Source organism: Vibrio nigripulchritudo ATCC 27043 (genome assembly GCF_000222685.1).
GTDB classification, from domain to species: domain Bacteria; phylum Pseudomonadota; class Gammaproteobacteria; order Enterobacterales; family Vibrionaceae; genus Vibrio; species Vibrio nigripulchritudo.
In genome coordinates, this window is the sequence record NZ_AFWJ01000002.1 from 17,391 (window position 1) to 40,128 (window position 22,738).

Genomic DNA, 22,738 nt, shown 5'->3' on the forward strand with positions numbered 1-22,738 from the left:
AGACAAAAGGTAATGTTTAAATTCAGAGTCTTTTGTGTTTTATGTCTTAGATGATGAATATTCCCGTAAAATAACCGCAGTTGTCAAAAGTGGAACAGTATCGGGATTAGACGATTTTCTCATCTTTAAACTCAGGAATTTTAACTATGCTAAAAACGGTTGTTGCTTTTACTCTTTCTATTTTCTCGATATCCAGTTATGCAGCGTCGTGGACAAATGGTGATCAAACCGTTAAAGATATTGTTTGGGCACCTGACCAGCATGGATTTTACGTTGAAAACGCACAATTTCACGACCCTGACCGCTGCCGATGGTCTTCAAAAGAGAGCATGTACTTGTTTTCCTCCAACTTTGAAGTAACACAACCTCACACCGTCGAGCGCCTTTTCGCAATGATTTTAGACTCACAGTCCACAGGAAAATCACTTTCAGTGTTAGTGGATGGTTGCGTGGGACAACACCCTAAAATTATTGGATTGAAGCTTAACAAGTAGATACTGTTTAAATTTCATTCCAGAAAATAGGGGGGGGGCATACCTATGCTCTCCCAATTGAATTTTTCACAGTGTGTAGATATATACAAATATAACACTTTTTAACTGAGATAAATTAAGTGTCGATTTCGGATTTTTAAGTCTAAATTTCTCAAGTTAAAATTGTTGAATTTATTTAGTTTGCATTTTAGAACATAGCCTTAAATTTAAAGAGATTCGTCTTTAAAAACACTTTATTGGTGGTTTTTAACTCTATTTTATTGAAATCTCCTTTGTAGAAAACAAAGGGTAATAATTAAATGTTGAATTATAAATCGAATTTTTATGATTTTTATTCATATGATTCGCTATCTCCTCATTCCTTGAGGATTTATTTTTCGTTTGGGAACTTAATCATTCGATTTTAGGTCGGATGAGCATCTTAATTTGTTAATTTTCGGAAGTCATAAACAGTGAAGTATTGGATCGTATCCATCAGTGTGATTGCCCTTTTAGGGTACGGGGCACACGCCTATCTAAATTCAAATCAAGATACACAAACTCTGCCTATTCTCACCGTAGAAACGGGGACCATTGAGAAAAATGCCGTGGCGGTAGGGAGCATCGTTCCCGCGCATTCTGTCTCAATCAAGTCTCAGATCAACGGCATTGTGGGGGAGTTGTATGTTCAGGTGGGAGACAAGGTCTCTGAGGGGCAACCACTGCTCAAAGTCAGACCTAACCCGACGCCTCAGGCACTGACCGATGCCTCAACAACGCTGATGCAGGCAGAAGCAGAAATGGAATCCGCCAGGCAAAAGCACGCCAACTTAAAGAGTTTGGTTGAGCAGAAGGTGATCCCTTCAAACTACGACGAATATGTGAACGCAAAATCGAATTTGAAGTCCGTCGAAGCGAAAGTACTTCAGGCCAGACAGAATCTGGCATTGATCCGCAGCGGAGAAGCGTCGGTAGGCAGTTCGCAACTAACCTCCATTATTTATTCACCCATTGATGGCACGGTTCTGAACAAAAAAGTGGAAGTGGGCGCGCCTATTATCTCTACCGAAGCCAGTCAGGCGGCAACGGAGATGATGTCCATTGCAGACTTACAGCAGATGGTATTCAAAGGGAGTGTAAGCGAACATGATGCCGCAATATTGCTTCCGGGTATGCCTGTCACACTGACCGTTGCTCCGTTTCCAGATACTGCCATTAAGGGGGTGCTCTCAAAGGTGGCAATACAGTCGGAGAAGCTGAATGCTCACTCAGAAAGTAAATCCAATGGTTTTGATAACGGGTTTGAAGTGGAAGTCGGTGAGCTGACCATCCCCGACACCATAAAGCTTCGGTCTGGCTTTTCTTCTACAGCCACAATCACGCTAAAAAAAGCAGAGAACGTGCTGGTGGTACCGGAGCGAGCATTGCAGTTCGAAGGCGAGACGCCTCATGTGCTGATAGCGGATGCATCTGAGCTGGGGTATCGAACTCAGGTTGTGGAACTGGGTATGTCCGATGGCATTGTGGTTGAAGTGCTAAGCGGAGTCAGTGAAGCCGATGAGATCATCGACGCAAGCATAATGGGAGCCCCGCATGGTGAGTAGAAAACTGTGGCTATTGAGCTGCATTGCGGTATTTGGCCAGGCGCATGCCCTTTCGATTGGAGAAGCTTGGCAGGCGGCGAAAGCCAACAACCCTGAACTTGAACAAGCTGCTCTTAATATTGAAAAGCAGGAAAATGCCCTCGACTTAAACCGCAGTGAAAGATTGCCTTCATTGAGTGCGTCGGCAAATGCGAACTGGAGTAAAAACGGGTCAACCAGCAATTCCTTAGGCGCGACGCTCGACTGGACTATCTGGGACAGCAGTCTTTGGACCCAGTTAGACAGCGCTGAAGCAAGCGTTGTGGTCTCGAAGCTTGAGTTGTCGAAAACCCGAAATGAACTCGCTAAAAAACTGATTCTGGCTTATCTCGATGTCGCCAGTGCGCAGGGCGATTTGCAACTCGCCGAAAACAAACGGCAGGAAACACGTAAACAGCGAACCATTGCAGAGCAGCGATTCAAAGCCGGAAAAGTCAAATCCATCGATGTAGAGCAAATGCTGGCTAATGAAGTGGCAGATCAGAGCCATATTCTGAATAGTCAGTCAAAGCTTGCTCAGGCACAACTGGAGCTGCATGCCCTGATACTTCGCGACGTTGACACGGTGGACCAGATCCGGAATGACCCGTTGACTGAGCCTAAAAAACAGGTGGAATCTGAGTCTGACTGGATCAAGCTTGCAAAAGACAACAGCCCGGAGCTGCTAGTTGCGGCTCAGACGATTCAGGTACGGGAGTTTGAGAAAGAGACGGCGAAAAGTGGCTACTACCCCAAACTGACCGGTAACCTCGGTTACAATCAGCACGGAACAGACTTATCCGACAATGACGTCACTGCTGGTTTGAGCTTAAGTATTCCGATTGATCTCAATGGCACCATTCAGAACAAAGTGGACACCGCATCGCTCAACATCCGTGAAGCTCAGTTAGCCATGCAAATGGTGGAAATCAACATTCGCAAAATGGTGCAGCGCGCGTATTCTCAGGTCGATATTAACTGGCAACAGGTAATGGCTACTCAGGCGCTGATTGATTCCCGTGAAAAGGTGCTGAAAACACAGCAGACCTTGTACAGCGCAGGAATGATTGACGCGTCACAACTTATTGACGCGCACAACGACCTTTACACTGCCAGACACCAGTTAAAGAATAATCTGTATGAGTACTGGCGACAGAGGGTCGAGCTGCTTGCCGTTGCGGGGCAACTGGACGACGGTACCATGACCCTGATCTCTCAAGCGCTAGAATCATGAGTGCGTTGTTGACTCAGACCTGGCAGACTCTGAGCGCCCACAAAATCAAAAGCCTGTTAGCCATTCTTGCCATCGCCTGGGGCGTTATCGCGGTAGTGGTGCTGATTGCGTTGGGGGAAGGGTTTTACCGACAGCAAAGCCAGATGTTTTCACAGCTGGCGGATGAGACTCAGACTGTTTTTCCCGGCAGAACCAGTAAGTCGTGGAATGGATTGCCTTCTGGTCGCGACATGCACTTTCAGGAAAGCGCCCTTAAGCAACTGTCAAAAGCGGCTTATGTGGAGCGGTTGGCAGTGGTGTACGACCAGTGGGAAGCGAGCGTCTCCAATATGCAGGGGCACCAGCTAACTCACATGCTGGCTGGCGTGGATGAGGCTTATTTTCCCTTGTCCTACCTGAAGCTTCAGCCGGGCTCTCGTAATTTCTCTCCTTTGGATCAGGCGCACCACCGCCGGGTCGCCATTATTGGAGAGACCGTTGCCATGATGGGCGGTGTTGGACTGGGCGAATTTGTCAAAGTGTCGGGCATTCCGTTTAAAGTTGTGGGGATTTTAAGCCGCGAAGACGCTACCCAGTCTTTTGGTGCTCAACGCATGGTGATGATCCCGCGCTCAACGTATCTGGATATTTGGTCCGGAAGTCCCTGCCGTGTGTTGGTTAAGCCTATCCCCCAAATCAGTGCAGGTCAGCTTCGTCAGCAACTGCTGAATTTCTTCTCTCATAGCATGAAGTTTGATCCGTCGGACCATGACGCACTTCACATGCCGGATTACAGCGACAACGTTGCCACAATCAAAGGCATTCTGCGCGCCATTCAGGCTTTTCTGGGCATCAGTGGTGCGATGACTCTGGCTGTCGGGGCATTGGGCGTCGCCAACATCATGTTCTTATCCGTGACAGAGCGCACCAGAGAAATTGGCGTGCGATTAGCCATTGGAGCCACTCAGAGCGCCATTCTGATCCAATTTCTGTTTGAAGGTCTGATACTGGTGCTCACTGGTGCGCTGGTCGGTCTGCTGTTTTCGTTTGGGGCAGTCAACTTATTAGAAGTGAATCATAGCCTGTTACCTGAGTGGATTGGCATTCCTGTCATCACACCAGACTCAGTGGCGCTGTCGTCTGGCGTGGTTATAGGGATGGCTTTGCTGGCTGCGTATTTCCCAGCAAGAAAAGCGTCGAGTCTGACGCCTGTTATTGCGCTGAGTTCGAGGGGGTAGACATGCAGTTACCGATGAGACAAATCTTTCAGGAAATGGCGGCTCAAAAGTTGCGGCTCGGACTGACCATACTCGCGGTGGCGTGGGCGACACTCTGTATTGGTGTCATGCTGTCGGTAGGAGAAGGTATCCGGCAAGGCGTGATCAGCACAGCAGAGCGTGGAAACGGTCAGCTGATTTATGTGACCGGAGGAATAGCCACCGTTAGCAATAGCCAGTTCTTTCAGGGGAAGGCATTGAAGCTGGGAGAAGATGATGCGGATGTCATTGCGGCACTGCCCAGTGTTGAGCGAGCTCTGCCCACAAGCAATTGGCAGGACAAACTGAAAACGGATACGCAAATGAGCTGGACCGAGCCTTTCGCGGTAAGGCCGGAGTACGCCAGCCTTGCGGGGCTTGAGGTGCTGCCGGGTAGTCGTTGGCTTAACCCCAGAGATGAAAACGAACAGCGCAATGTGATTGTATTGGGTTACCTGACGGCGGTTGAGTTGTTTAATGAGTATGAGGAAATGAACTGGTTTGCCTCGGTGGAACTCAACACCGATCCTGTGGGCAAGACCGTTAAGGTTGGGACACGCACTTTCACGGTGGTCGGGGTACTGGCGAAAAACAGCGCCAACGTTGAGCGGGGCGATTCGATCAATTACGCCGCCTTTGTTCCCTTGAACACCTGGAAGCGCTTTCACCCCAATGAGCCTGTTCAGGCTATCAATGTGCAACCGAAAAAATCAGCAGACAGGGTTCAGCTTGCCAGTGTGATTCGGCAGGTACTGGTTCGCAAGCATGGCGCGTCTTTACTGGATGAGCAAGTGGTTCAGGTGGACGACATGTATCTGAACCAGAAGACCATGCGCCAGTTTTTAATCGGTTTGCAAAGCTTTCTGGGGTTGGTGGGGCTGATAACCCTGCTCGTGGCGGGAATAGGTATCGCCAACATCATGTACGCCATGGTCAAAGGGTCGACCCGTGACATTGGCGTTCGAATGGCGGTGGGCGCAACCCCGTTGGCAATCCGAATGCACTACCTGACTCAGTCCATCATGACCATGTTGATGGGCGGCGTGCTTGGGCTGCTACTGACCTTCGGTGTGGTGACGCTATTTCATGTGCTGGATCTGGAAGGCAATGCGTTATACGAAAGCTTGGGCAAACCCGTACCGGAACTGTCGATTGTTGTCGTGACCGTTGTCGTGACCGCTTTGATGGTGATTGGTGTACTGGCAGCTTGGTTACCAGCTAACCGCGCTGCCAGCGTATCGCCGTTGGAGGCATTACACAGTGAATAATAACGAGAATTTTGAGAACAAGATGTCTGATTCCCCCTTGGTAACACTGAACCGTATCTGTAAATATTATGCCAGCGGAGAAGAGACCGAAGTCAGAGCGCTGGATGGCGTGGATCTTCGCATAGAAAAAGGCGAGTACCTGTCTATTCTGGGTCCCTCTGGCTCAGGAAAATCCACTCTGATGAACGTGCTAGGGTGTTTAGACACGCCGACAAGCGGAGAATATCAGCTGGGCGCAGATGACGTGTCTTCCCTATCGCCCAATGCGCTGGCAGCCATTCGCAACCAGAAAATTGGTTTTGTCTTTCAGAGCTTTAATTTGCTTGAATACGCGACGGCGTTAGATAACGTCGCGCTGCCTTTAGTGTACTCGGGGATCAGCGCCAAAGAGCGAAAGAAAAAAGCAACACACCTACTGGAGCAAGTCGGACTAGGTGAGCGTTTACATCATAAGCCGAACCAGCTTTCGGGCGGACAGAAACAGCGGGTCGCCATTGCACGGGCACTGGTCAACGACCCTCAGATCTTACTTGCAGATGAACCGACGGGGGCTCTGGATTCCAACTCCGGAGCGGAAATCGAGAAGCTGTTTAAACAACTGCATTCGCAAGGGCGCACCATTGTGGTGGTGACCCACGATCAGGCACTGGCTCATAGAACAGAAAGGATCATTACAATAAAAGACGGACAGGTGATTTCAGATCGTGCTCCCGAAAGCAGTAAAGAGCTTGCTTAAAGGGGTAAAAGGAGAGAGCGCTGAATGACATCGACAACTGCTTGATCCTGCTCTGTTATTTCCCACCCAAAATCACAGAGTTGTTTCAGGCGTTAATATCAAGCTTTAGTCCGAGATCGCATAAGTATAATTTTCTTATTTTTGTGAGTTATTCTAGTGAGTTAGTTGTGATAGTTTCTTCTGTTCAGTTTTATAGATAGGTTAGGGACAATGCTTAAAACGAACATTCTGCTTTTTGTATCGCTGGTCATGTTGCCATTTTTCTCATGGGCGACAAAGGATCTGGTTCAGATTCCAGGTACGTCCGTGAGTATGCCGAAACCTGACGGATTTGAACTTTCAGATACCTTTGCAGGTTATCTGAATGCCAAAAACAGTTCTAGCGTAGTCGTTATGGAACTGCCTTTAGAAGCGTTTGATCAGTTATCTGCTCTTTTTGGTAACCTGGAAACCGTGCAGCAGAGCTTTGCCAAGCAAGGGGTTAAGGTGAATGACGTCACTTTGCTGGAAATGGACGGATACAAAGCGCCTGTCGTGATTGGTGAACAGGCGGTATCTGGTGTAAGTGTTGATAAGTACATTGCACTTTTCAAAGGGCAGAAAACGGTGATGGTGACTTACAACCTAATGGATACCAAAACGTTCAATCACGAAGAAGTGATGGCTTCAATCAAGAGTATTGAAATTGGCAAGGCTGCTTCATTGTCCGATAAATTGGCTTTGCTATCTTTTACGTTCCAGCCAGAAAAGCCTTTCAATGTTGCTGATGTGATGGGTAATTCCACCGTATCTCTCACTACATTTGAAGGTATTGATAAATCAGGTGAAAAGCCTGTGCTGATGATTGGAAGCTCCATGTCCAAAACCCGTTTCCCAGAGCCCGCCAAACACGCCACTGCGCTGATTAAGTCACTCGTTGGGTTTGAAAATCTAACAATCACATCCGAAAGCAAAGTTAAGTTTGCAGAGAGTGAAGGCTACAAGATAGTCGCGAAAGCAGAAGGTAAAACGGCGATTCAATTTGTCGGTTACACCAAAACGGGCACTTACATACGTTTGGTTTCTGTCGGCAACTCTGAGGAAATGTCCAAAGTAGAAGAACAAGTTAATGCTATTGCAAAGTCAGTAGCGCCGAAATCATAATTGGGAACAAACACCGAACCAGAGTTGGCTTGGTGCAATTAGCCAAAAATATTTAGAACACAGGTTTTTGAATGTTCGTATTCAAAGCGTGTGTTCTTTTGTTGTTACTACACAATTTAAGTTATGTCTTCAAAAAACAAATCTAACACTCTCTATTTATTTGTTATCTCTAATGTAATGGCAATTTTAGGAACAGTGATTTACCTGTTCATGATTTGGTTAGGTCTGAATGACAAGACCAGTACGTTATCCAGCTATGAAGTCTCTATATATGGGGTTCTTCTAATGGAAGCCACTCCCTCCATCATTATATCTACGCTAATACTACTTATTTTAAGAAATAAGGCTTCGGAGACTCCTGCCAAGATACGAAAATTAATAGGTTACGACATGACTCTTCGAGTGGTGACCTTTCTGATTTCTTACGCGTACTTCAATCTTAAAGGCGCTTATGACCCAAGCCCGTTCTTCAATATTTTCCTTTCCTGGATTTATTATGCGTTTTGGGCTCAATACTTTACGAGCTCGAAGAAAGTCTTTGCAATCTATGGAGCGAACTCACCCAAAACTCTGCCACATTAGTGTTTAAGGCGTTTATCAGAGCGAGAAGCAAATTATGTTTTACCACCAGTGGGAGTCTGAAAACCTTGTCTATTCAAAGTTTAAAGACGACGAAGTGCTTTTAGCAAAGTCTCTGTTTGATAAGAATGCCTGTTGCCAGAATGTAGACCCTACATTCCAAGTTTGGCCTGAATCGGAATACTTGGCACTTATTCAGAAAAGTGCCGCGACAAAAACAGCAAAGGACGTTGAAGCTTTCTACCTTCTACCTTCTACCTTCTACCTTCTACCTTCTACCTATGAAAAATATCCACCAAAAGTGGAGAGGTGATTGGCTATATCCAGTTTTGATCCAGAGCTTAACGAATTGATTGTGTTATGTATGATGTCCTCTACCGAATGGTCATTTGATCACATACTCTGGCTTTTACATGTTTTTTTAGATATGCGCTTAGTTTTGTATTCTAGTGTTAATCAAGCTGTTCTTTAAACTTGAAACGACTAAGGAGAATATAAACATGAGTGGAGTAATCACTTTTTGGGAAGGTAATGGTGCGACGCAAGATCAGGTTGGTAATGCACTAGAAGCAGATAAGCACTACAGCATCGATTGCAAAGACGGAGATCAGGGCTTTGACAACGACGAAGCGAGATCGGTCAAGCTAGTCAATATCAAGAGTCCAGTGACAATAACGGTTTACGACTCACCAGACAAAAGTAAGGATGATGATTGGACAAGGATTGAGGTGACAGAAGCGTTTGAGGGTGAGGTTGTTGTTTCTACGTTCGAAACAAATTCAAGCCCTCACCCAGCAGTAGAAGTCTCTTACTATTCAGATAACGGCTTAGACGGTAAGGTCTCTTACATAGAAGTAGAACCAGCTTAAGTTAGGTGTGATTTGGCATCTTTTTGAAAGCTTCGACATAAAAAAAGCCAGTCGCAATATAGAGTGCGGCTGGCTATACAATTGTGAACAAATTCATTCACTAACAACGTCAGTTGGCTAGGTGACCCTCGGCTTAAAAGGGTCAAGTACTACAATACAATTCGCGTGCCAGTTTTAAACCCTTGAAAATAGGGGTTGGCAAACGTTTGATATTTGTTTTGTTGCATATTTGCAATTTTAAATCGCAGTTTTTCGCAAATTGCATTAAGCAAGTGTGGTTTTATCAGGCGTTGTTTTGGTTAGGGAGGACAATGAGAATCAAAAAAGCAATCACAATAGTGCTGGGATTTGCACTTACAACCAGTCTTTTTAGTGCGAAAGCACTTTCTGGAAAAACAATCACCACAGACGCCGTCCAAGCGAGTCATGTTCAGCAGATCTTGTCTGGTGAAGTGGTATCCGGTAATTCTGTAGACATTATTTACGCAGACGTATCAAAAGTGGCTATACCTGAAGGGAATCAGCTTCAATACAGCCCTTGGGATGAATTGTACAAATGCACCAAAGATGGCAGCTTAAAAAGCGAGTCGATCATCATTCCAGTTGAAAACAGCGCACACGTCTTACAAGCCTGCGATGCGCTGGGTTTTGAGCTCGACCTTGAACTGGCAGTTGTTAATGCCGACGTACTGAACGAAGAAGTATCGGATATAGATAAATCCACCCGTCAGGTGATTCTGGTGCCTACTCCGTCTGCTAATGACACCTACTTATATTGGAATGGAAGCAAGTTTAAACTGTATGTTCCAATGCCATTCTAAGATTCTAAAGCCCCAAGCTGTATAGCCTGAGGCTTTTAGTGTTTTAATGGTGAACAAAACCCAATTTAACGAAGCTATCTGGCATACAAAACCGAATCATTGGGTTTATCAAAAAGCTGAAAAACGAAATACAACACCAGACCTACCGGACCATACATAAAGGTAAGAGGCAGGCAAGGCAGCAATCGCCATCGAGCTTTACCTGAACGCTTCAAATCATCAATCATCCAGCGCCCTATAAACAGATCAAAAATCAAAAAGTGAAGCCAGCCAGCGGCGAGATTCCCCTGCGATTCAAACAACAACCCCACACCAACCAGGCTTGAATAGTTACCCTCGGGGGCACTTCCCCAATATTTGACCAGAAGAAACAGGTAGATGAGAGAAAGTAAAAAGGGGATCACTCGACCACCACACAGCAGTAAACCATCGCTGATGCGTTGTGAGGACAGTGTTGCCCCCAATATCAAACTCAACCATCCCAGCAAAGCGATCATGCTGCCCAGTTCAAATGCTAATTGAGCCATCATTGAACTTCTCCGTTTGCATTTCTAGGGATGACCACAGCCTGATTACCATACTTCAACACTTCTCCACCGTGTTGATTGGCATAGGTTTGGGCTTCCTCTTCCGTTGAAAACCAGAGATTCAGTGTAGAGAGCACTTTCTCATCAAAGTCGGGGGTGAAAGCCGCCCCATCTTGTTGAGCAAGCAACACAGGCTTGTACGATTCCCAGCTGTTGTAACCCGCTTCAATTGACAGCATTCGCAGAAAGTGCTTTCGCTTTAACGTCTGGCGTTGGTTGTACAAAGAGGAAACAGGCTGTCCAAAACAAACACCTGACTTTTCGACTCTGCGGATAATGGGCATGGCATCAGAAACACTGCCAGATTTAGCAACACGGTGTAATTTTCGAGCCTCACGCAACAAGGACTCAACAGCGGGATTGGTTTTTGAAGAGGTCAGTGAATTCGATTCACTAGGGGATTTTTGATTACGCATACAAACTCCATCGAGTGGTTGGTCTGTCTCGTTAGGGACCAAAGATAAGAGTCAGTAACTAAATTGTCTTATTACACAGGTGAGTGAACTTTCACGAGTTGGGCGTCCTGCAAACCCGCGAAAAGAATAGCAACACATGGCATGAGTTGTAAATGGGTTTGTGTGAAAGAATTCTGTTGGTGAATGACTCAACAAGCCCGCCTCACCGCATCAATCAATACGTCCAGCTCTTTCTGGACCTCTTTGGTGAGTTCAAAACCAAAGTTGATCCTTAAGCAGTTGTCGTAAAGAGACAGAGTACTGAATAAGTGACCCAATCGGATATCGATTTTGCTGGCTTCGAGTAGTGAGGTGAACTGGGTAACGTTGAGGGTAGGGACTTGTAGCCACAACACCATTCCCCCTTGAGGGTGGCTGATGTTCACGTTTTCTGGCAGGCGATCCGATAAATAGCTTAGGTACGTTTGTCTGAGTTGAAGCAGTTTGCTGCGACGACGTTTTAGCTGCTTGGCGTAATGACCAGACTCAATAAAATCTGCCATAGCAAGCTGCATAGGAAGCGAGATCCCAAAGCAGGAAGCGGCATGCTTCTGGCAATATTGGTCGGTGTATCGCCCTGGCATACACCAACCTAGGCGGTAGCTCGGCGACAAGCTTTTCGAGACAGAACCACACCATAGGATATACCCACCTTGATCATAGTATTTGGCAGGCAATGGTGTATGTTCTGAATAGGAAAGTTCAAGGTAAACGTCATCTTCGATTATCGGAACTTGATAAAAATTAGCCAGCTCTGCCAGCTTTTGTTTTTGGGCTGCCGACATGGTGATCCCCTGCGGGTTCATGTGTGAGGTACAAAATACGCCTGCTTTAACCACTCCTTTCTTCAAATGGTTTTCCAACTGCGCAAGGTCGATTCCGTCATCCAGAGAGGGGATCTCAACAATCTTTCTGCCCATTTGCCCAAGCAAATCCAGAATACCGCTGAAGCAGGGTGAGCTGATTGCAATCGCATCACCTACCCGTGAACAGGATTCCAGCGCGGCTTTAATGGCCGGCATACAACCAGAGGTAATCACCAGCTCACTTGGGGTAAAGTTCAGCCCTAGTTTGGAAAAGTGATCGCTCAAGGCATTGCGCAATAAAGGCTCACCTTGGGTGTCTGGATATTGGTTTAAGCGGTTGCCGATTCGTTTGCTGGCGCGTCGAAAGCTGCGTTCCAGTTCATTAAGTGACACATCATCAATGGCGGTGCTCGATACGCCAAGTGGTCCATTGTGCTGGGAATGAATCGCGAAGTTTTGATTAACCGAAGACACCTTACTGACAAAACTCGCCCACTCTGGAGTGTTATGTTTGCTTCGTTGCGGAGACACGTAATACCCCGCTTGAGGGCGTGCGTGGATCCAGCCTTGCGATTCCAGTTCCTGATAACAGCTTACGGCTGTCGACATACTTACTGCTTGTTGCTTTGAGAACTGCCTGAGCGATGGCATCCGACTCCCTTCGGCAAGTTTTCTAGCCTCAATCTCCCGAATAAACCGACTGGCTAAGGTTCTGTACATACTCATAAGGAACTGTACCGATTTTTGTTAAAAAAATTGTATCTGTACCGATAACTGTACCCGAGTAATACTCTTTTTCAAGGAAAAAGGAGGACAGTTATGAAGAAAAACGACCTATTACTAGCAACCTTAGTGATGGCTATTTGGGGATTTAATTTCTCAATGATAAAGATGGGTATTACTGATGTTCACCCACTGTTAGCAACCGCTGCTCGTTTCACTTTGGCCGTGATTCCCGCGATCTTTTTTATTCGCCGACCAAACGTAGAGTGGCGCTATTTGGCTGGTTACGGCGTGGTCTTTGGCGTAGGTGTATGGGGGATGGCATCTTGGTCTATCACTGCGGGTCTTTCGTCCGGTATGTCTTCGGTGCTTTTGTCCTCCAACGCTTTAATCAGCATGGCAGTGGGCGTGTTTATCCAGAAAGAAATGGCTTCGAAGCGCAAAGTCATTGGAGCTGTTATTGCGTTGGCAGCACTGTTGGTATTGATCTCTGCCACCAACGGCAACCTGACAGCAGAAGGGGTATTCCTAATCATGGTTGCCGCGACGAGCTGGACGATAATGGGATTGATTGTTAAGGCGTCGAAAACCACTCAGGCCTTCGCTTTTAATGTTTGGGGGATGCTATTTGCGCCTATCCCGCTGGTGTTACTTGCGGTGAGCATTTACGGTCCAAATATTGTAGTGCATGCCATGGAAGTGTGGGACATGAAAACCACTATCGCAGTGGCATTTCAGGCTTACCCAACCACATTATTCGGTTATTGGGTATGGAGTAATCTGCTGATTCGTTACCCACTCAGCACCACTGCGCCGTTAACCTTACTGGTGCCCGTATTCGCGCTGATTTCTGGCTACTTTATGTATGACGAGATGCTAAGCACAGCACAAATGATCGCCTGTGTACTCTTCCTCATCGGTATTGGCTTCATTGTGAAGCCTGCGACGAGCAAAAGTGTGTTAACGCCTAAGCCTTTAGCGAATTGAAAAATCAACCGCGTTGCAGGGTTGAATAGAGTGGTGTTTTAGTCGATAAAAGAAGATCTTAAAAAGGGAAGGGGACAAGAAAAGTCCCCCTCTCAATGGTTAGTTGGAAAGTAACGCCTTTATCTGTGGCATCACTTCTTTTGTGGCAATGTAGCCCGCTTCAATCGCCTTCGCCCTGTCGTTAAACGACACATCACTGCTCGGTTCATAATTTGGTGTGATGAGCACGTCTGCGCTGGCCATTTCTTGTTGCGACAGCCTACAGCTCTGCATTCTGAACGTCGCAAGCAACACTTTACTTATAGTCAATTCCGGTGCGGGTTGATTGTGGCAAAAAATATCGACCGCGATGACCTTTTTAGCACCGAGATCTTTTGCGGTATAAACCGGTACAACACTGAATACGCTGCCATCAATTAAGATATCACCTTGGTTTTCAACGGGAACAAAAGTACCTGGCACGGTGGAAGAGGTTTGTACTGCATGCCCAGGGTCGCCAGAACGGATAACAACAGTCTTACGTGTCGTCATATTGGTGGCAGTCACTGCTACAGGGATGGGCATGTCCGCCAGATCGCTATAGCCGACATGCGCGTTGATCCAGTCGGATAAGCGTTTACCATTTACGAACCCTTTGGACGAAAGCACAATGTCCGTAACGTCAGATATTTCGAGTTTCTCGATGGCAACTTCCATCTCGCTAAATCGCATACCAGAGGCATAAAGCGTTGCTGCAATCGAGCCCGCAGACGCACCACTGACCACTTCTGGTTTTATGCCTTCTTCTTCCAACGCTTTCAACACGCCTAAGTGCATAAAGCCCCGTACTCCACCGCCACCAAACGCCACCCCAAGTTTGTGTTCCCCGGTTGCAACGGGTTCAGAAACGTTCAGATCGTTGTAGACGTTTGGTGATGAACAGGCCATCAACAGCAGTGATAAAGAGGCAGGAATGAGTGTTTTCAACATGGGAGGCTCGGTTTAGTCGGAAAGTTCAAAGCGTTACAGAATCCGGTTTGGCGATGTTTTTTTCAAGTGACAGGTTCTAAAGCTTGACCAGCATCTCCTGATTCAGTGCAATTTCATTGAGTTTGTTGTTGCGACTGTACCGAAACAGGCAGCTTAATTTGTTAGAACGTAAGCAAATTCATGTCGTAGATTTAAGGTAAAAGGATGTTAATCAATGTTCAGAAAGGAAGCGTTTGATCTTGGTTATTCCTTTTTAGCAATATTATTCACTACATATGGCAGGTTTTGAAAAGTAAAATTGAGTTTAAGGAAATTCATAGCATACTTTTACCTCTTTATGAGGTAGAGGTAGGTCGGCTCCAATCTCAAATCCTCTTGCTTGACTTGCTCATCTATTACCGATATCTCACGGTAAGATTTTCAAGTGTTACTATCACTAATCTACATTTGAAATAGCCACAGTGGCCAATGATGTTTAAGACATTGTTGACCAAAAACTTTTTTAAAGATGTTAAATAGGAAATTTGTTTTATGCGTAAATCAGATAAGAAGATCGAAAATCAAATTAGAGATGTGTTAACCGAAGTTTGTGAAGATACGTTAAAAGGCTACGACGGTTTTCTTTGGGTGACTCATACGGTCAAATTCTCTTCTTTTCCACAGAGCTTAAAAATCGCCTGCGTATTCGACACTATTCAAGATAGAGCGAACTTTTTAATGGGAGAAGGGCAGCTTCATGTTTCAACAGCTATCCAAAAGGCGTTTAACAAGGTTGGGGTTCAGCTAAAAAACGTAGATAAGCTAATCAGTTACGATATACAAAAAAAGCGCGAGTCCGGTTATCAAAGAAAGTGAATGGAGTTTAGAGTGAAAATCTAAGGCTTTATATGACGAGTATTAATATAGAGACTAGCGGTATACCCGAGCTGTCGTTCTTTCTGAACGATAGGGACACAAAAGGTGGCTTTCGATATAATCAGTATTTATTGAAAACGTATTTATTAATAATTATTGGTTTCTAACCATGCTCAATCCTATTTGGCTTAACACTTTTAAAACACTGATTGATGTCGGACATTTCACCAAAACGGCCGAGTTGCTCCACATGACGCAACCTGGGGTAAGCCAGCACATCAATAAACTAGAAGCTGCATGCGGTTACCCCCTAATAAGGAGATTTAACAAGAAGTTCGAGTTAACCATCTATGGGCGTAAAGTTTACGATTATGCCGTCAAACACTTTGAAGAAGAGTTTGATTTATTACAGAATCTGGCACACGACGAACCTTTCCGAGGTCGCTGTACCATTGGCTGTTCGGGCACTTTCGCTTGGTTGATCTATTCAGATTTACTTTCTTTGCAAGCGAGTTATCCAGACTTATCTATTGAGTTAGAAGCAACACCAAACCAACGTATCTTTGAGCAGATACTGCAGGGAAAATTGGATATAGGTCTAGTAACAAAAGAGCCCAATCCCAAATACTTTTCGAGCCGTGTTATTGGTGCGGAGTGTCTTGCTCTTGTGCTACCGCTTTCCGCAGACGAAAGCTTGCCTATCAATGAATTATTAATGGAGTTAGGCGTAGTTCGTCACCCAGATCTGGCTCATTATTTCCAAACTTATGTTAATCAAGCCAATAACGATTTGCTTCGTTTGGTCGATTTGGATGAGGTTTCTACACAAAGCTACATTAACCAAGTGCATCAAATATTAGTCCCTATAGCGAAGGGCATTGGTTTTACAGTGGTTCCTCGGTGGTGTGTCGACTTATTCGCTGCCAAAGAACAGCTAAAAATATTCAATATTACCGCAGAGAGGCAAGAGCCTGTGTATTTGGTTAGCAAACTTAATTCACCACTTGCTAAGCGTTATGAGCAAGTCATTAAAGTTATTGAAAACTCTTTTGATATGGGTGAAGTGAGTTAAGAACCACTATTCAGGAGGTATTTGCGTTATGCCCTTATATATAATGGTTCTGGCTAGATCTTACCTAGGAATGAGCACAAAAAGGTTGGCATAACAGCCAACCTTTTGCTTTACGTGTTTACTTATTCATAGTCTGAAGCGTAAGTGTCTTCGTAAGAGTGTGAGTAGAACTCGAACAGGTTGCCAAACGGGTCTTCCAGATAAACCATTTGTGCCTGCTTTAGGTCGTCTTCTGGGTGGTAACGCATGATGTCCATACGAACTTTTCCGCCATACTCTTCAACACGCTTGATTGCTGTATCAAACTGCTCTTTAGGTAGCTGCAAGCAGAAGTGGAAGATACCTAGGCGAGAGAAGTCTACTTCATGACGTTCTTGACGATTTTTCATCTCAAACAATTCAACCCCGATACCATCTGTTGTTACTAGGTGAGCGATGTTAAAGCCTTTAAAACCTTCACCGAATACCGCAATACACATACGTCCAATCGCAGATTCACGTTCTTCAATCACTTTAGTGTTGTTCATTACAATACGAAGACCTAACGCTTTAGTATAAAACTCAACCGCTTTGTCCATATCACCAACCATGATACCAACGTGATTCATTTTCATAATTTGCTCCTAGTACCGTTAATCTTGCAGCTTTGCTTCGATAGAAGGGAGTATATGGGTATGAATGAATTGGTTAAAATTATCATTATTTATTTAAATGATAATATTATATTATGAATGTGGTTGAAGAATAAGAAGCTAAGATAGGTCTTCACATTGGGGTATTTTGTGCATGTCGAATGATCAGTCTACTCTCCAGATCAAAACTATCTATTGAAATCACCGCTTGGTGGGATGGCAAGCCGATACGTCGATTGAAATTCCTTTTTCTAGGAGCGCATATGTAGTGGAACGGTAGATTTTGCCAACTGACCAGGGTTTGCAATATCCAAGGTAATCTGAGAAAGACTAATTTATAGAAAACGATAACTCATAAGTGTCCATAGGTGTGTTAAAGCTGAGCATGGCGCACTTAGCACTAAAACCAAGCCAGATATAGATATCATCGACTTGGTTTAGATTGTTGATAAACCTTCATCTATGAACGTAAACTAAGGCTTCAGCTCAATAGTGACGATTGCGTGGTCAGTCGACTCTTTATAGTCACGATTTTTAATGACTTCTTCCGTAGAAGGGATCACCATATGTGCATTCCATACTTTATGTTCTTCCACCTTTTCTTCCAATTCATTAGAGACAAAGATGTAGTCTAGAGTACTTCCCTTTCCTTTGTAGTAGTGGGTTGGCGCTTTACTGTTCACCTTTGCTGATGCAAAAGCACTGTGCAAGCGAAATTTGTCATAGAAGTCTGTTACTTGTGCTTTCTGTGCATCAGTTTTCATTCCTTCCACTTTTAAGCCACCTTTAGGACATAAAGCATCGTACTCGACACTTCTAAAGTCACAGTTAATATCACCAAGCACCACAGTTGGTAGACCGGAAAAACGCTGATCCAGCATAACATCCGCTGCCAAGCAGGCTGCTTCAGTTCCGCGCTGCAGCAACGAAGCCACTTTACCCTGTGACTGCCCCAGCATTTCCAGTAGTACCTTATCTTGCATTGAATCTTGGTGCGTGTATCTTCTGGAGTAGAGAGCCCTTTTACTCTTAAGATGGACGACATATACACAGATTAGCCCAAACACTTCTGTTTCAATTACCGCTTTTACTGGCGTCCGGCTAAAAGAAAACCCGCCTGATATCCCCAAAGCTTGAGCTAGCTCAGAATTCGTTCCCACTGGTGTCACCGAACGAATGGGATGTTTAGATGCTAATGCGACTAAAGGTCGATTGTACAGGGTCGGATCATCTTTATCTTGACCAACAAGGGCAACAGACTTGAAGTGCTCATACCCCAGCGTCAAGCAGAGTTGTTTCAGCGACTCGCTGCTGAACACTTCCTGAAAGCCTATAATGTCTGCCTCTATCTCACTAAGCTGAGAAGTGATCCACTGCTGTTTTTTTCGCCATTTTTCTTCTGTGTTGGTGTTCTTATCTTTCTTGCTATACCAATAGTTTCCCGGTTCGAGATAGTTATATAGGTTAAAGGTTGCAAGTTTCATTGATTTCTCCTAGTTGTGGTAGCCAACTACTGTTGAGTAATAAATTAATGTAGTTGAGCATATTTTAACCAGTCAAATTTCAAGTTTCTGCTGTGTGATGGGAATCTAAAATGAAGATTTTGTATTTGGTGGATATTGAAGCTGGTGTATTAACTCACATCGACAATTTTGGACACTCCTACAACTTTCTATACTCAAACAAAAAATCGCCCTCAATAACGTTGAGGGCGATTTTAATTTACCTAATTTAGATAACCGAATTTACCGGTTTAGAATTCCATCATCACTTAGCGTGAAAAATCTGCTCGGTTTCTAGATTGGTCATTGCGCGGATCTGACGCCAAACGTAGTAGAAGATACCAAACATCATCAGCATGCTTGGAATCGCTATCGCCGGGTAGCTGTAAAGCGTTAGCTTGCCTAGTTCTTCGTTAAATTCAGGTGTGCCTGCTGGGCTGGTCACAATCCATGTGGCGAGGAAGTAGTTCATCGCTGAAGAAAATGCGAAGGTGCTGGCGAATAGATAGTTGGAAGACGTTAAGCAACGTTCGAACGCTTCAGTTTTACCGTTCTCTTTTAGACGTTCGTGGATCAATGTGAGGTTAAACACGGTGTCGTTTAAAATCATCTTCTGCATAAACGGGTAGCGCGTAAAGGTAGAGCCCAAAACTGCCAAACCGATAAGACCTGGAATCAGAGCTTCTTTGAATGCGAGCCAACGTGTATCCAGTTCTAACAAGCCGATTCCGCCCGTCAATAAAATACTGATGAAACCCAATGCGGATATGAAGTTGAATTTCTTGTTGCGGATAAGATCCATGCCGCCGTATCCGATAGGGAACATTAGGGCGACGACTAGCGCCATGGCTGTTCCCAGATGTTCTTCCCCGCTGAATTTCATCAAAATGAAAGAAGGGATGATTACATTAAAGAGGATCTCGAATAGGGGGTTCGACTTTTTCGGTGCCGTGTTACTCATAATCTCTTACTGACTCTACTGTGTCGGGTACTAAAACTTCGAAGGGCAGTGTTCTACGCTTGGCGTCAGATGTAAAGGGTTAAATCGCGAGTTCTGTAACGACTTATGAAGTTGGTCGTCAATTTAACAAAGTCATTGGTGAGCTTTTGTCCAAAAAACGCAGTTGCTATATAAACTTGGTTTCTGACAGTAACCACAACGCTGCAATAACTGTCATCCCGATCATAGGTAAAATAAAGCTCAGAAATACAAAATATCTGTTATAGCCACTTAGGCGCTTTTCCAGTGGAGTTTGGTAGAAGAGAGAAAAAACGAAGGCTACCAAACAGCCAACCAAGGTGGTTAAAGAAATCAGACCTAGTCGTTCCATCCCCACCATCAAATTCACGCTCGAAACTACCGCTATAAATAATGCAACAATCAGCCATGCTACGAATGCCAAAAGAATGGATATCAAACAGTTGGTAAACGCTTTTCGATTCAGTATGCAGGAGTAAAAAAGATAACACTGGCTGACAAGCAGAAAGGGTAAAGCGAACGCTGAAAACTGCCAGCCGAACCCTCCCAGAAAACCCTGAGCAATGAAAAGAGTGGGTGACAACCAAACCCCAAAAATTAAGCTTGCCAGCCATTTGGAAGGCGATGTCATCAAGAAACCTCGGATGGTGAAAGGTGCAAATTATAAGTTCTGTCAGTGAGTTATTCTAAAGTTATTGAATTCCACTAGCGAACAATCCGATGCAGTTCTTACTTAAAGGCTTTGAATCATACTTGGTAACAACAAAACCAGCGCATTTTCGCTTCGCCAGTCTGCGGATGAATGTGATTCTGTTATTATCCGTTCTGTCGGTTCTCCAAAGAAGTAACAGAAAGGAAAAACAGAATGGATCTGAAAGGTCTAGAGAAGTATTTAGCGCTGAACTATATCGATTACAAACCTTCAACAGGTGATGGTGGGTTGCTGATCAACCTGGGTTTTTTGGTGGGTCGAGTGCATGTGAAGTACGACTCTGCATCCAACACCTTCGATTTTAATGATAAACCGCGCTGGATTATTCAGATCATGCTTTTACTGATGATGCTGTATTTCTTGATCTCCAACTTTCATGTTTACTCTCCACTGCAACTGAACATGTGCATTGGGGTTACGGTGATGATGGTCGGGATATTCGGCTACAAAGAAAGCCGCATCATGCGACTTAAGAAGGCGGTGAGTAATCAAGAAAGCTAATGCTTCGACATGTTGTAAGGTTCCGACTTGAGCCGCATTGTCAAAGGAATCGTGGCAGTACAATTTGAATCATTAAGCGTGTTTTGTCTTTTTAATTTAAATGATATGTATCGCTATAAGTTAATATTGTTATGCTCTAGATTTTATATACAATTGATATTCTAAGATGGCATTAAGCTCCTTATGGCACATAAATGATATGCATTTAATTCCGTTAAAAGAGTTTTAAGTATTGCTCTCTATGCTATTTGATTTGAGTTGATACTATATTTTTTCCGTTTTACATATTCGGATGACTCAGTTATTTGAGATGTCTTAAGAATTAAGTTTAATAACTAGTAATTAGGAAATAAAATGAAAAAAACAATATTAGCGGTTGCACTCTCTATTAGTGCTTTTTCTACCTTTGCCCAAAGTAATGAAAACATATTTGTTCAGCATAAATGGATTGACTTACAAACCAATTTAACTGACTTGGCACAAGTGCAAGCTGCCTGCCAGGCTCACGGCACCAATTATCACGTGCCGACTTCAGCTCAACTATCTACTTTTAGAACCGAGTATCGCGATCGAACTCAGCGTCGTGCCTTACGCAGTTTTTTGGTTAACGCGCTATCTGGTGAAAAAGAACGCAATCGACTTACCGTTACTACACCTAAATTTTTAGTTGATTTTGGTGGTGAAGCATCTCAAGCAAGTATAGAAGCAACAGGTATTCGAGGTACTGTGAAATATCAACCATTGTTGGGTGATGGTAGCACCGAAAACTCTAATAATTCAGATGATCTATTCACTTCACTACTAGCATCATTCGTAAGCTCTGAACAAAGCAATCAACCAATTCTAAATGTGTGTGTGCAGGTGGGAGAAGTTCAGGAAGTTGTTGATGAGTATGCGGGTCTCAAGCGCCATGAATTTACATTACCATCTTTAGAAAATGAGTCTGAAAAATTAATAGACTTCGTTATAAATAAACAGGTGACCGAGACTTGTAATTCAACAGCTTTAGATGGGACTATTATTAAAAAACCAGCTAATGGAATTGAAAGCACTCATTATGTTCTTCCTAGTTATGGTATTACTCAAACTCTTAAAGCCTGTACTTCTATTTCAGAAAATAAGGAGTTATTAAGAGTAGAAAATAGCAATGTATTTTCTTACGACAGCTCTGAACCTTTGGTTATTTACGCACCTGAAGATCTCGAAGTGAAATACTCCGTAAAAAATATTGTGCGGTAATTAATTTTTCTTTTTAATTACATCTGAAAATACAACATGCAAATCGTTCGACTTAGCTTGCCCATCAAGATTGAGTTTTGAACGAATATGATGAAGGTGCTCTTCCATAAGTTTGAGCGCCTCTTTTTGGTTCTTTTTCTCGATAGCGTCGAGCAGGCAAGCGTGTTCGTCTTGAGAACAGTTTGAATTGTTGTTGCTTTCAAACTGAGCGATCAACAGTGAGGTTTGTGACACCAGACTGCGCTGGAATGCCAGCATTGGGGAGTTGTCTGCCATTTCTGCAAGCTTGATGTGAAATTCACCCGACAAGCGCAACCCGCGACCATAATCCCCATTTTCGAAGGCGCTGTTTTCCTCCGCGACCAGTTCCCTACATGCCTTTATTTGAGATTCAGTGGCGTTCTCTGCCGCCAGTTCTGTAATCGCCATTTCTAACACTTCACGAGCTTTAAAGATCTGCTTGGCTTCTTCTTTGGAAGGGGCGGCGACCATGGCTCCTCGGTTGGGGCGAATGTCCACAACCTGTTCTATGGATAAGCGATGGAGTGCGCGGCGAATAATGGTGCGGCTTACACCAAAAATGTCGGCTAATGCTTCTTCACTCAGCTTGGTGGACGGAGGAAGCCTCTGCTCCAAAATGGCATCGAATATATGACAGTACACCACGTCGTCCTGAGTTTGACCGGGTACTCTGGTTTTGATTGGGTTAGATTCGTTGTCTTTCAAACTTGCCATGATG

At 44.5% G+C, this 22,738-nt stretch carries 24 protein-coding genes; 15 read left to right on the plus strand and 9 right to left on the minus strand.

The features are described from left to right. The first annotated feature begins 146 nt into the window (after positions 1 to 146). The 10 genes from RH89_RS01020 (at position 147) to RH89_RS01070 (ending at position 9,980) form a co-directional block, all read left to right on the plus strand. Positions 147 to 494: a hypothetical protein gene (locus tag RH89_RS01020; RefSeq protein WP_004398010.1), complete on the plus strand. Its 348-nt coding sequence runs from the start codon at positions 147 to 149 to the stop codon at positions 492 to 494. 452 nt (positions 495 to 946) lie between these two features. Next, positions 947 to 2,077 carry an efflux RND transporter periplasmic adaptor subunit gene (locus RH89_RS01025; protein ID WP_004398012.1) on the plus strand — a complete coding sequence of 377 codons (1,131 nt, stop codon included), beginning with the start codon at positions 947 to 949 and terminating at the stop codon, positions 2,075 to 2,077. Then, positions 2,067 to 3,329, plus strand: coding sequence for a TolC family protein (locus RH89_RS01030; protein WP_004398014.1), 1,263 nt, complete (start codon positions 2,067 to 2,069; stop codon positions 3,327 to 3,329). The genes RH89_RS01025 and RH89_RS01030 overlap by 11 nt, the downstream gene beginning before the upstream one ends. Beyond that, positions 3,326 to 4,546 carry an ABC transporter permease gene (locus RH89_RS01035; protein WP_004398015.1) on the plus strand — a complete coding sequence of 407 codons (1,221 nt, stop codon included), beginning with the start codon at positions 3,326 to 3,328 and terminating at the stop codon, positions 4,544 to 4,546. Before RH89_RS01030 ends, RH89_RS01035 begins: the two co-directional genes overlap by 4 nt. 2 nt (positions 4,547 to 4,548) lie before the next feature. Further along, the gene (locus RH89_RS01040) at positions 4,549 to 5,832 is read left to right on the plus strand and encodes an ABC transporter permease (RefSeq protein WP_004398017.1); all 1,284 of its coding nucleotides are present in this window, start codon (positions 4,549 to 4,551) and stop codon (positions 5,830 to 5,832) included. A 22-nt stretch (positions 5,833 to 5,854) separates the two neighbouring features. Further along, positions 5,855 to 6,568 (plus strand): ABC transporter ATP-binding protein, encoded by a 714-nt coding sequence (locus RH89_RS01045; protein ID WP_399457497.1) that lies wholly within the window; start codon positions 5,855 to 5,857, stop codon positions 6,566 to 6,568. Positions 6,569 to 6,778: 210 nt separating this feature from the next. Next, the gene (locus RH89_RS01050) at positions 6,779 to 7,711 is read left to right on the plus strand and encodes a hypothetical protein (protein WP_004398021.1); all 933 of its coding nucleotides are present in this window, start codon (positions 6,779 to 6,781) and stop codon (positions 7,709 to 7,711) included. A 616-nt stretch (positions 7,712 to 8,327) separates the two neighbouring features. Next, positions 8,328 to 8,603: a hypothetical protein gene (locus RH89_RS01060; RefSeq protein ID WP_004398024.1), complete on the plus strand. Its 276-nt coding sequence runs from the start codon at positions 8,328 to 8,330 to the stop codon at positions 8,601 to 8,603. Between the two features lie 187 nt (positions 8,604 to 8,790). Then, the gene (locus RH89_RS01065; protein WP_004398026.1) at positions 8,791 to 9,159 is read left to right on the plus strand and encodes a hypothetical protein; all 369 of its coding nucleotides are present in this window, start codon (positions 8,791 to 8,793) and stop codon (positions 9,157 to 9,159) included. A 311-nt stretch (positions 9,160 to 9,470) separates the two neighbouring features. Beyond that, positions 9,471 to 9,980, plus strand: coding sequence for a hypothetical protein (locus RH89_RS01070; RefSeq protein WP_004398028.1), 510 nt, complete (start codon positions 9,471 to 9,473; stop codon positions 9,978 to 9,980). Between the two features lie 74 nt (positions 9,981 to 10,054). On the opposite strand, the gene RH89_RS01075 is transcribed toward RH89_RS01070, so the two are convergent. The 3 genes from RH89_RS01075 to RH89_RS01085 all read right to left on the minus strand — a co-directional run bounded on the left by RH89_RS01075 (position 10,055) and on the right by RH89_RS01085 (position 12,554). After that, positions 10,055 to 10,510 (minus strand): ABA4-like family protein, encoded by a 456-nt coding sequence (locus RH89_RS01075; protein ID WP_004398035.1) that lies wholly within the window; start codon positions 10,508 to 10,510, stop codon positions 10,055 to 10,057. Further along, on the minus strand, positions 10,507 to 10,983 hold the full coding sequence (locus RH89_RS01080; protein WP_004398036.1) for a hypothetical protein: 477 nt from the start codon (positions 10,981 to 10,983) through the stop codon (positions 10,507 to 10,509). Before RH89_RS01080 ends, RH89_RS01075 begins: the two co-directional genes overlap by 4 nt. A 188-nt stretch (positions 10,984 to 11,171) precedes the next feature. Next, complete coding sequence (locus tag RH89_RS01085; protein WP_080563942.1) at positions 11,172 to 12,554, minus strand: aminotransferase-like domain-containing protein; 1,383 nt, start codon at positions 12,552 to 12,554, stop codon at positions 11,172 to 11,174. Between the two features lie 93 nt (positions 12,555 to 12,647). Here RH89_RS01085 and RH89_RS01090 point away from each other — a divergent pair, with 93 nt between their 5' ends. Beyond that, positions 12,648 to 13,538, plus strand: a complete 891-nt coding sequence (locus RH89_RS01090; RefSeq protein WP_004398038.1) for an EamA family transporter — start codon at positions 12,648 to 12,650, stop codon at positions 13,536 to 13,538. Positions 13,539 to 13,637: 99 nt separating this feature from the next. On the opposite strand, the gene RH89_RS01095 is transcribed toward RH89_RS01090, so the two are convergent. After that, entirely contained in the window at positions 13,638 to 14,507 is an 870-nt protein-coding gene (locus RH89_RS01095; RefSeq protein WP_004398039.1) for a patatin-like phospholipase family protein, read from the minus strand. 531 nt (positions 14,508 to 15,038) lie between these two features. Here RH89_RS01095 and RH89_RS01100 point away from each other — a divergent pair. Both RH89_RS01100 and RH89_RS01105 read left to right on the plus strand, forming a co-directional pair. Then, positions 15,039 to 15,362, plus strand: a complete 324-nt coding sequence (locus RH89_RS01100; RefSeq protein ID WP_004398040.1) for a hypothetical protein — start codon at positions 15,039 to 15,041, stop codon at positions 15,360 to 15,362. Between the two features lie 169 nt (positions 15,363 to 15,531). Then, the gene (locus RH89_RS01105) at positions 15,532 to 16,434 is read left to right on the plus strand and encodes a LysR family transcriptional regulator (protein WP_004398046.1); all 903 of its coding nucleotides are present in this window, start codon (positions 15,532 to 15,534) and stop codon (positions 16,432 to 16,434) included. Positions 16,435 to 16,556: 122 nt separating this feature from the next. On the opposite strand, the gene RH89_RS01110 is transcribed toward RH89_RS01105, so the two are convergent. The 4 genes from RH89_RS01110 to RH89_RS01125 form a co-directional block, all read right to left on the minus strand. Then, positions 16,557 to 17,048 carry a VOC family protein gene (locus tag RH89_RS01110; protein ID WP_004398048.1) on the minus strand — a complete coding sequence of 164 codons (492 nt, stop codon included), beginning with the start codon at positions 17,046 to 17,048 and terminating at the stop codon, positions 16,557 to 16,559. A gap of 491 nt (positions 17,049 to 17,539) precedes the next feature. Further along, complete coding sequence (locus tag RH89_RS01115; RefSeq protein WP_004398050.1) at positions 17,540 to 18,550, minus strand: endonuclease/exonuclease/phosphatase family protein; 1,011 nt, start codon at positions 18,548 to 18,550, stop codon at positions 17,540 to 17,542. Positions 18,551 to 18,833: 283 nt separating this feature from the next. Continuing rightward, complete coding sequence (locus RH89_RS01120; protein ID WP_004398052.1) at positions 18,834 to 19,529, minus strand: VC0807 family protein; 696 nt, start codon at positions 19,527 to 19,529, stop codon at positions 18,834 to 18,836. Positions 19,530 to 19,695: 166 nt separating this feature from the next. Further along, on the minus strand, positions 19,696 to 20,178 hold the full coding sequence (locus RH89_RS01125; RefSeq protein ID WP_004398053.1) for a hypothetical protein: 483 nt from the start codon (positions 20,176 to 20,178) through the stop codon (positions 19,696 to 19,698). A 234-nt stretch (positions 20,179 to 20,412) separates the two neighbouring features. On the opposite strand from RH89_RS01125, the gene RH89_RS01130 reads away from it, so the two are divergent. Next, on the plus strand, positions 20,413 to 20,760 hold the full coding sequence (locus RH89_RS01130) for a hypothetical protein (RefSeq protein ID WP_004398054.1): 348 nt from the start codon (positions 20,413 to 20,415) through the stop codon (positions 20,758 to 20,760). 354 nt (positions 20,761 to 21,114) lie between these two features. Next, a complete protein-coding gene (locus RH89_RS01135) occupies positions 21,115 to 21,999 on the plus strand; it encodes an ecotin (protein ID WP_004398055.1) in 885 nt (294 codons plus the stop codon). On the opposite strand, the gene RH89_RS01140 is transcribed toward RH89_RS01135, so the two are convergent. Then, entirely contained in the window at positions 22,000 to 22,734 is a 735-nt protein-coding gene (locus RH89_RS01140; RefSeq protein WP_004398056.1) for a GntR family transcriptional regulator, read from the minus strand. Positions 22,735 to 22,738 lie beyond the last annotated feature (4 nt).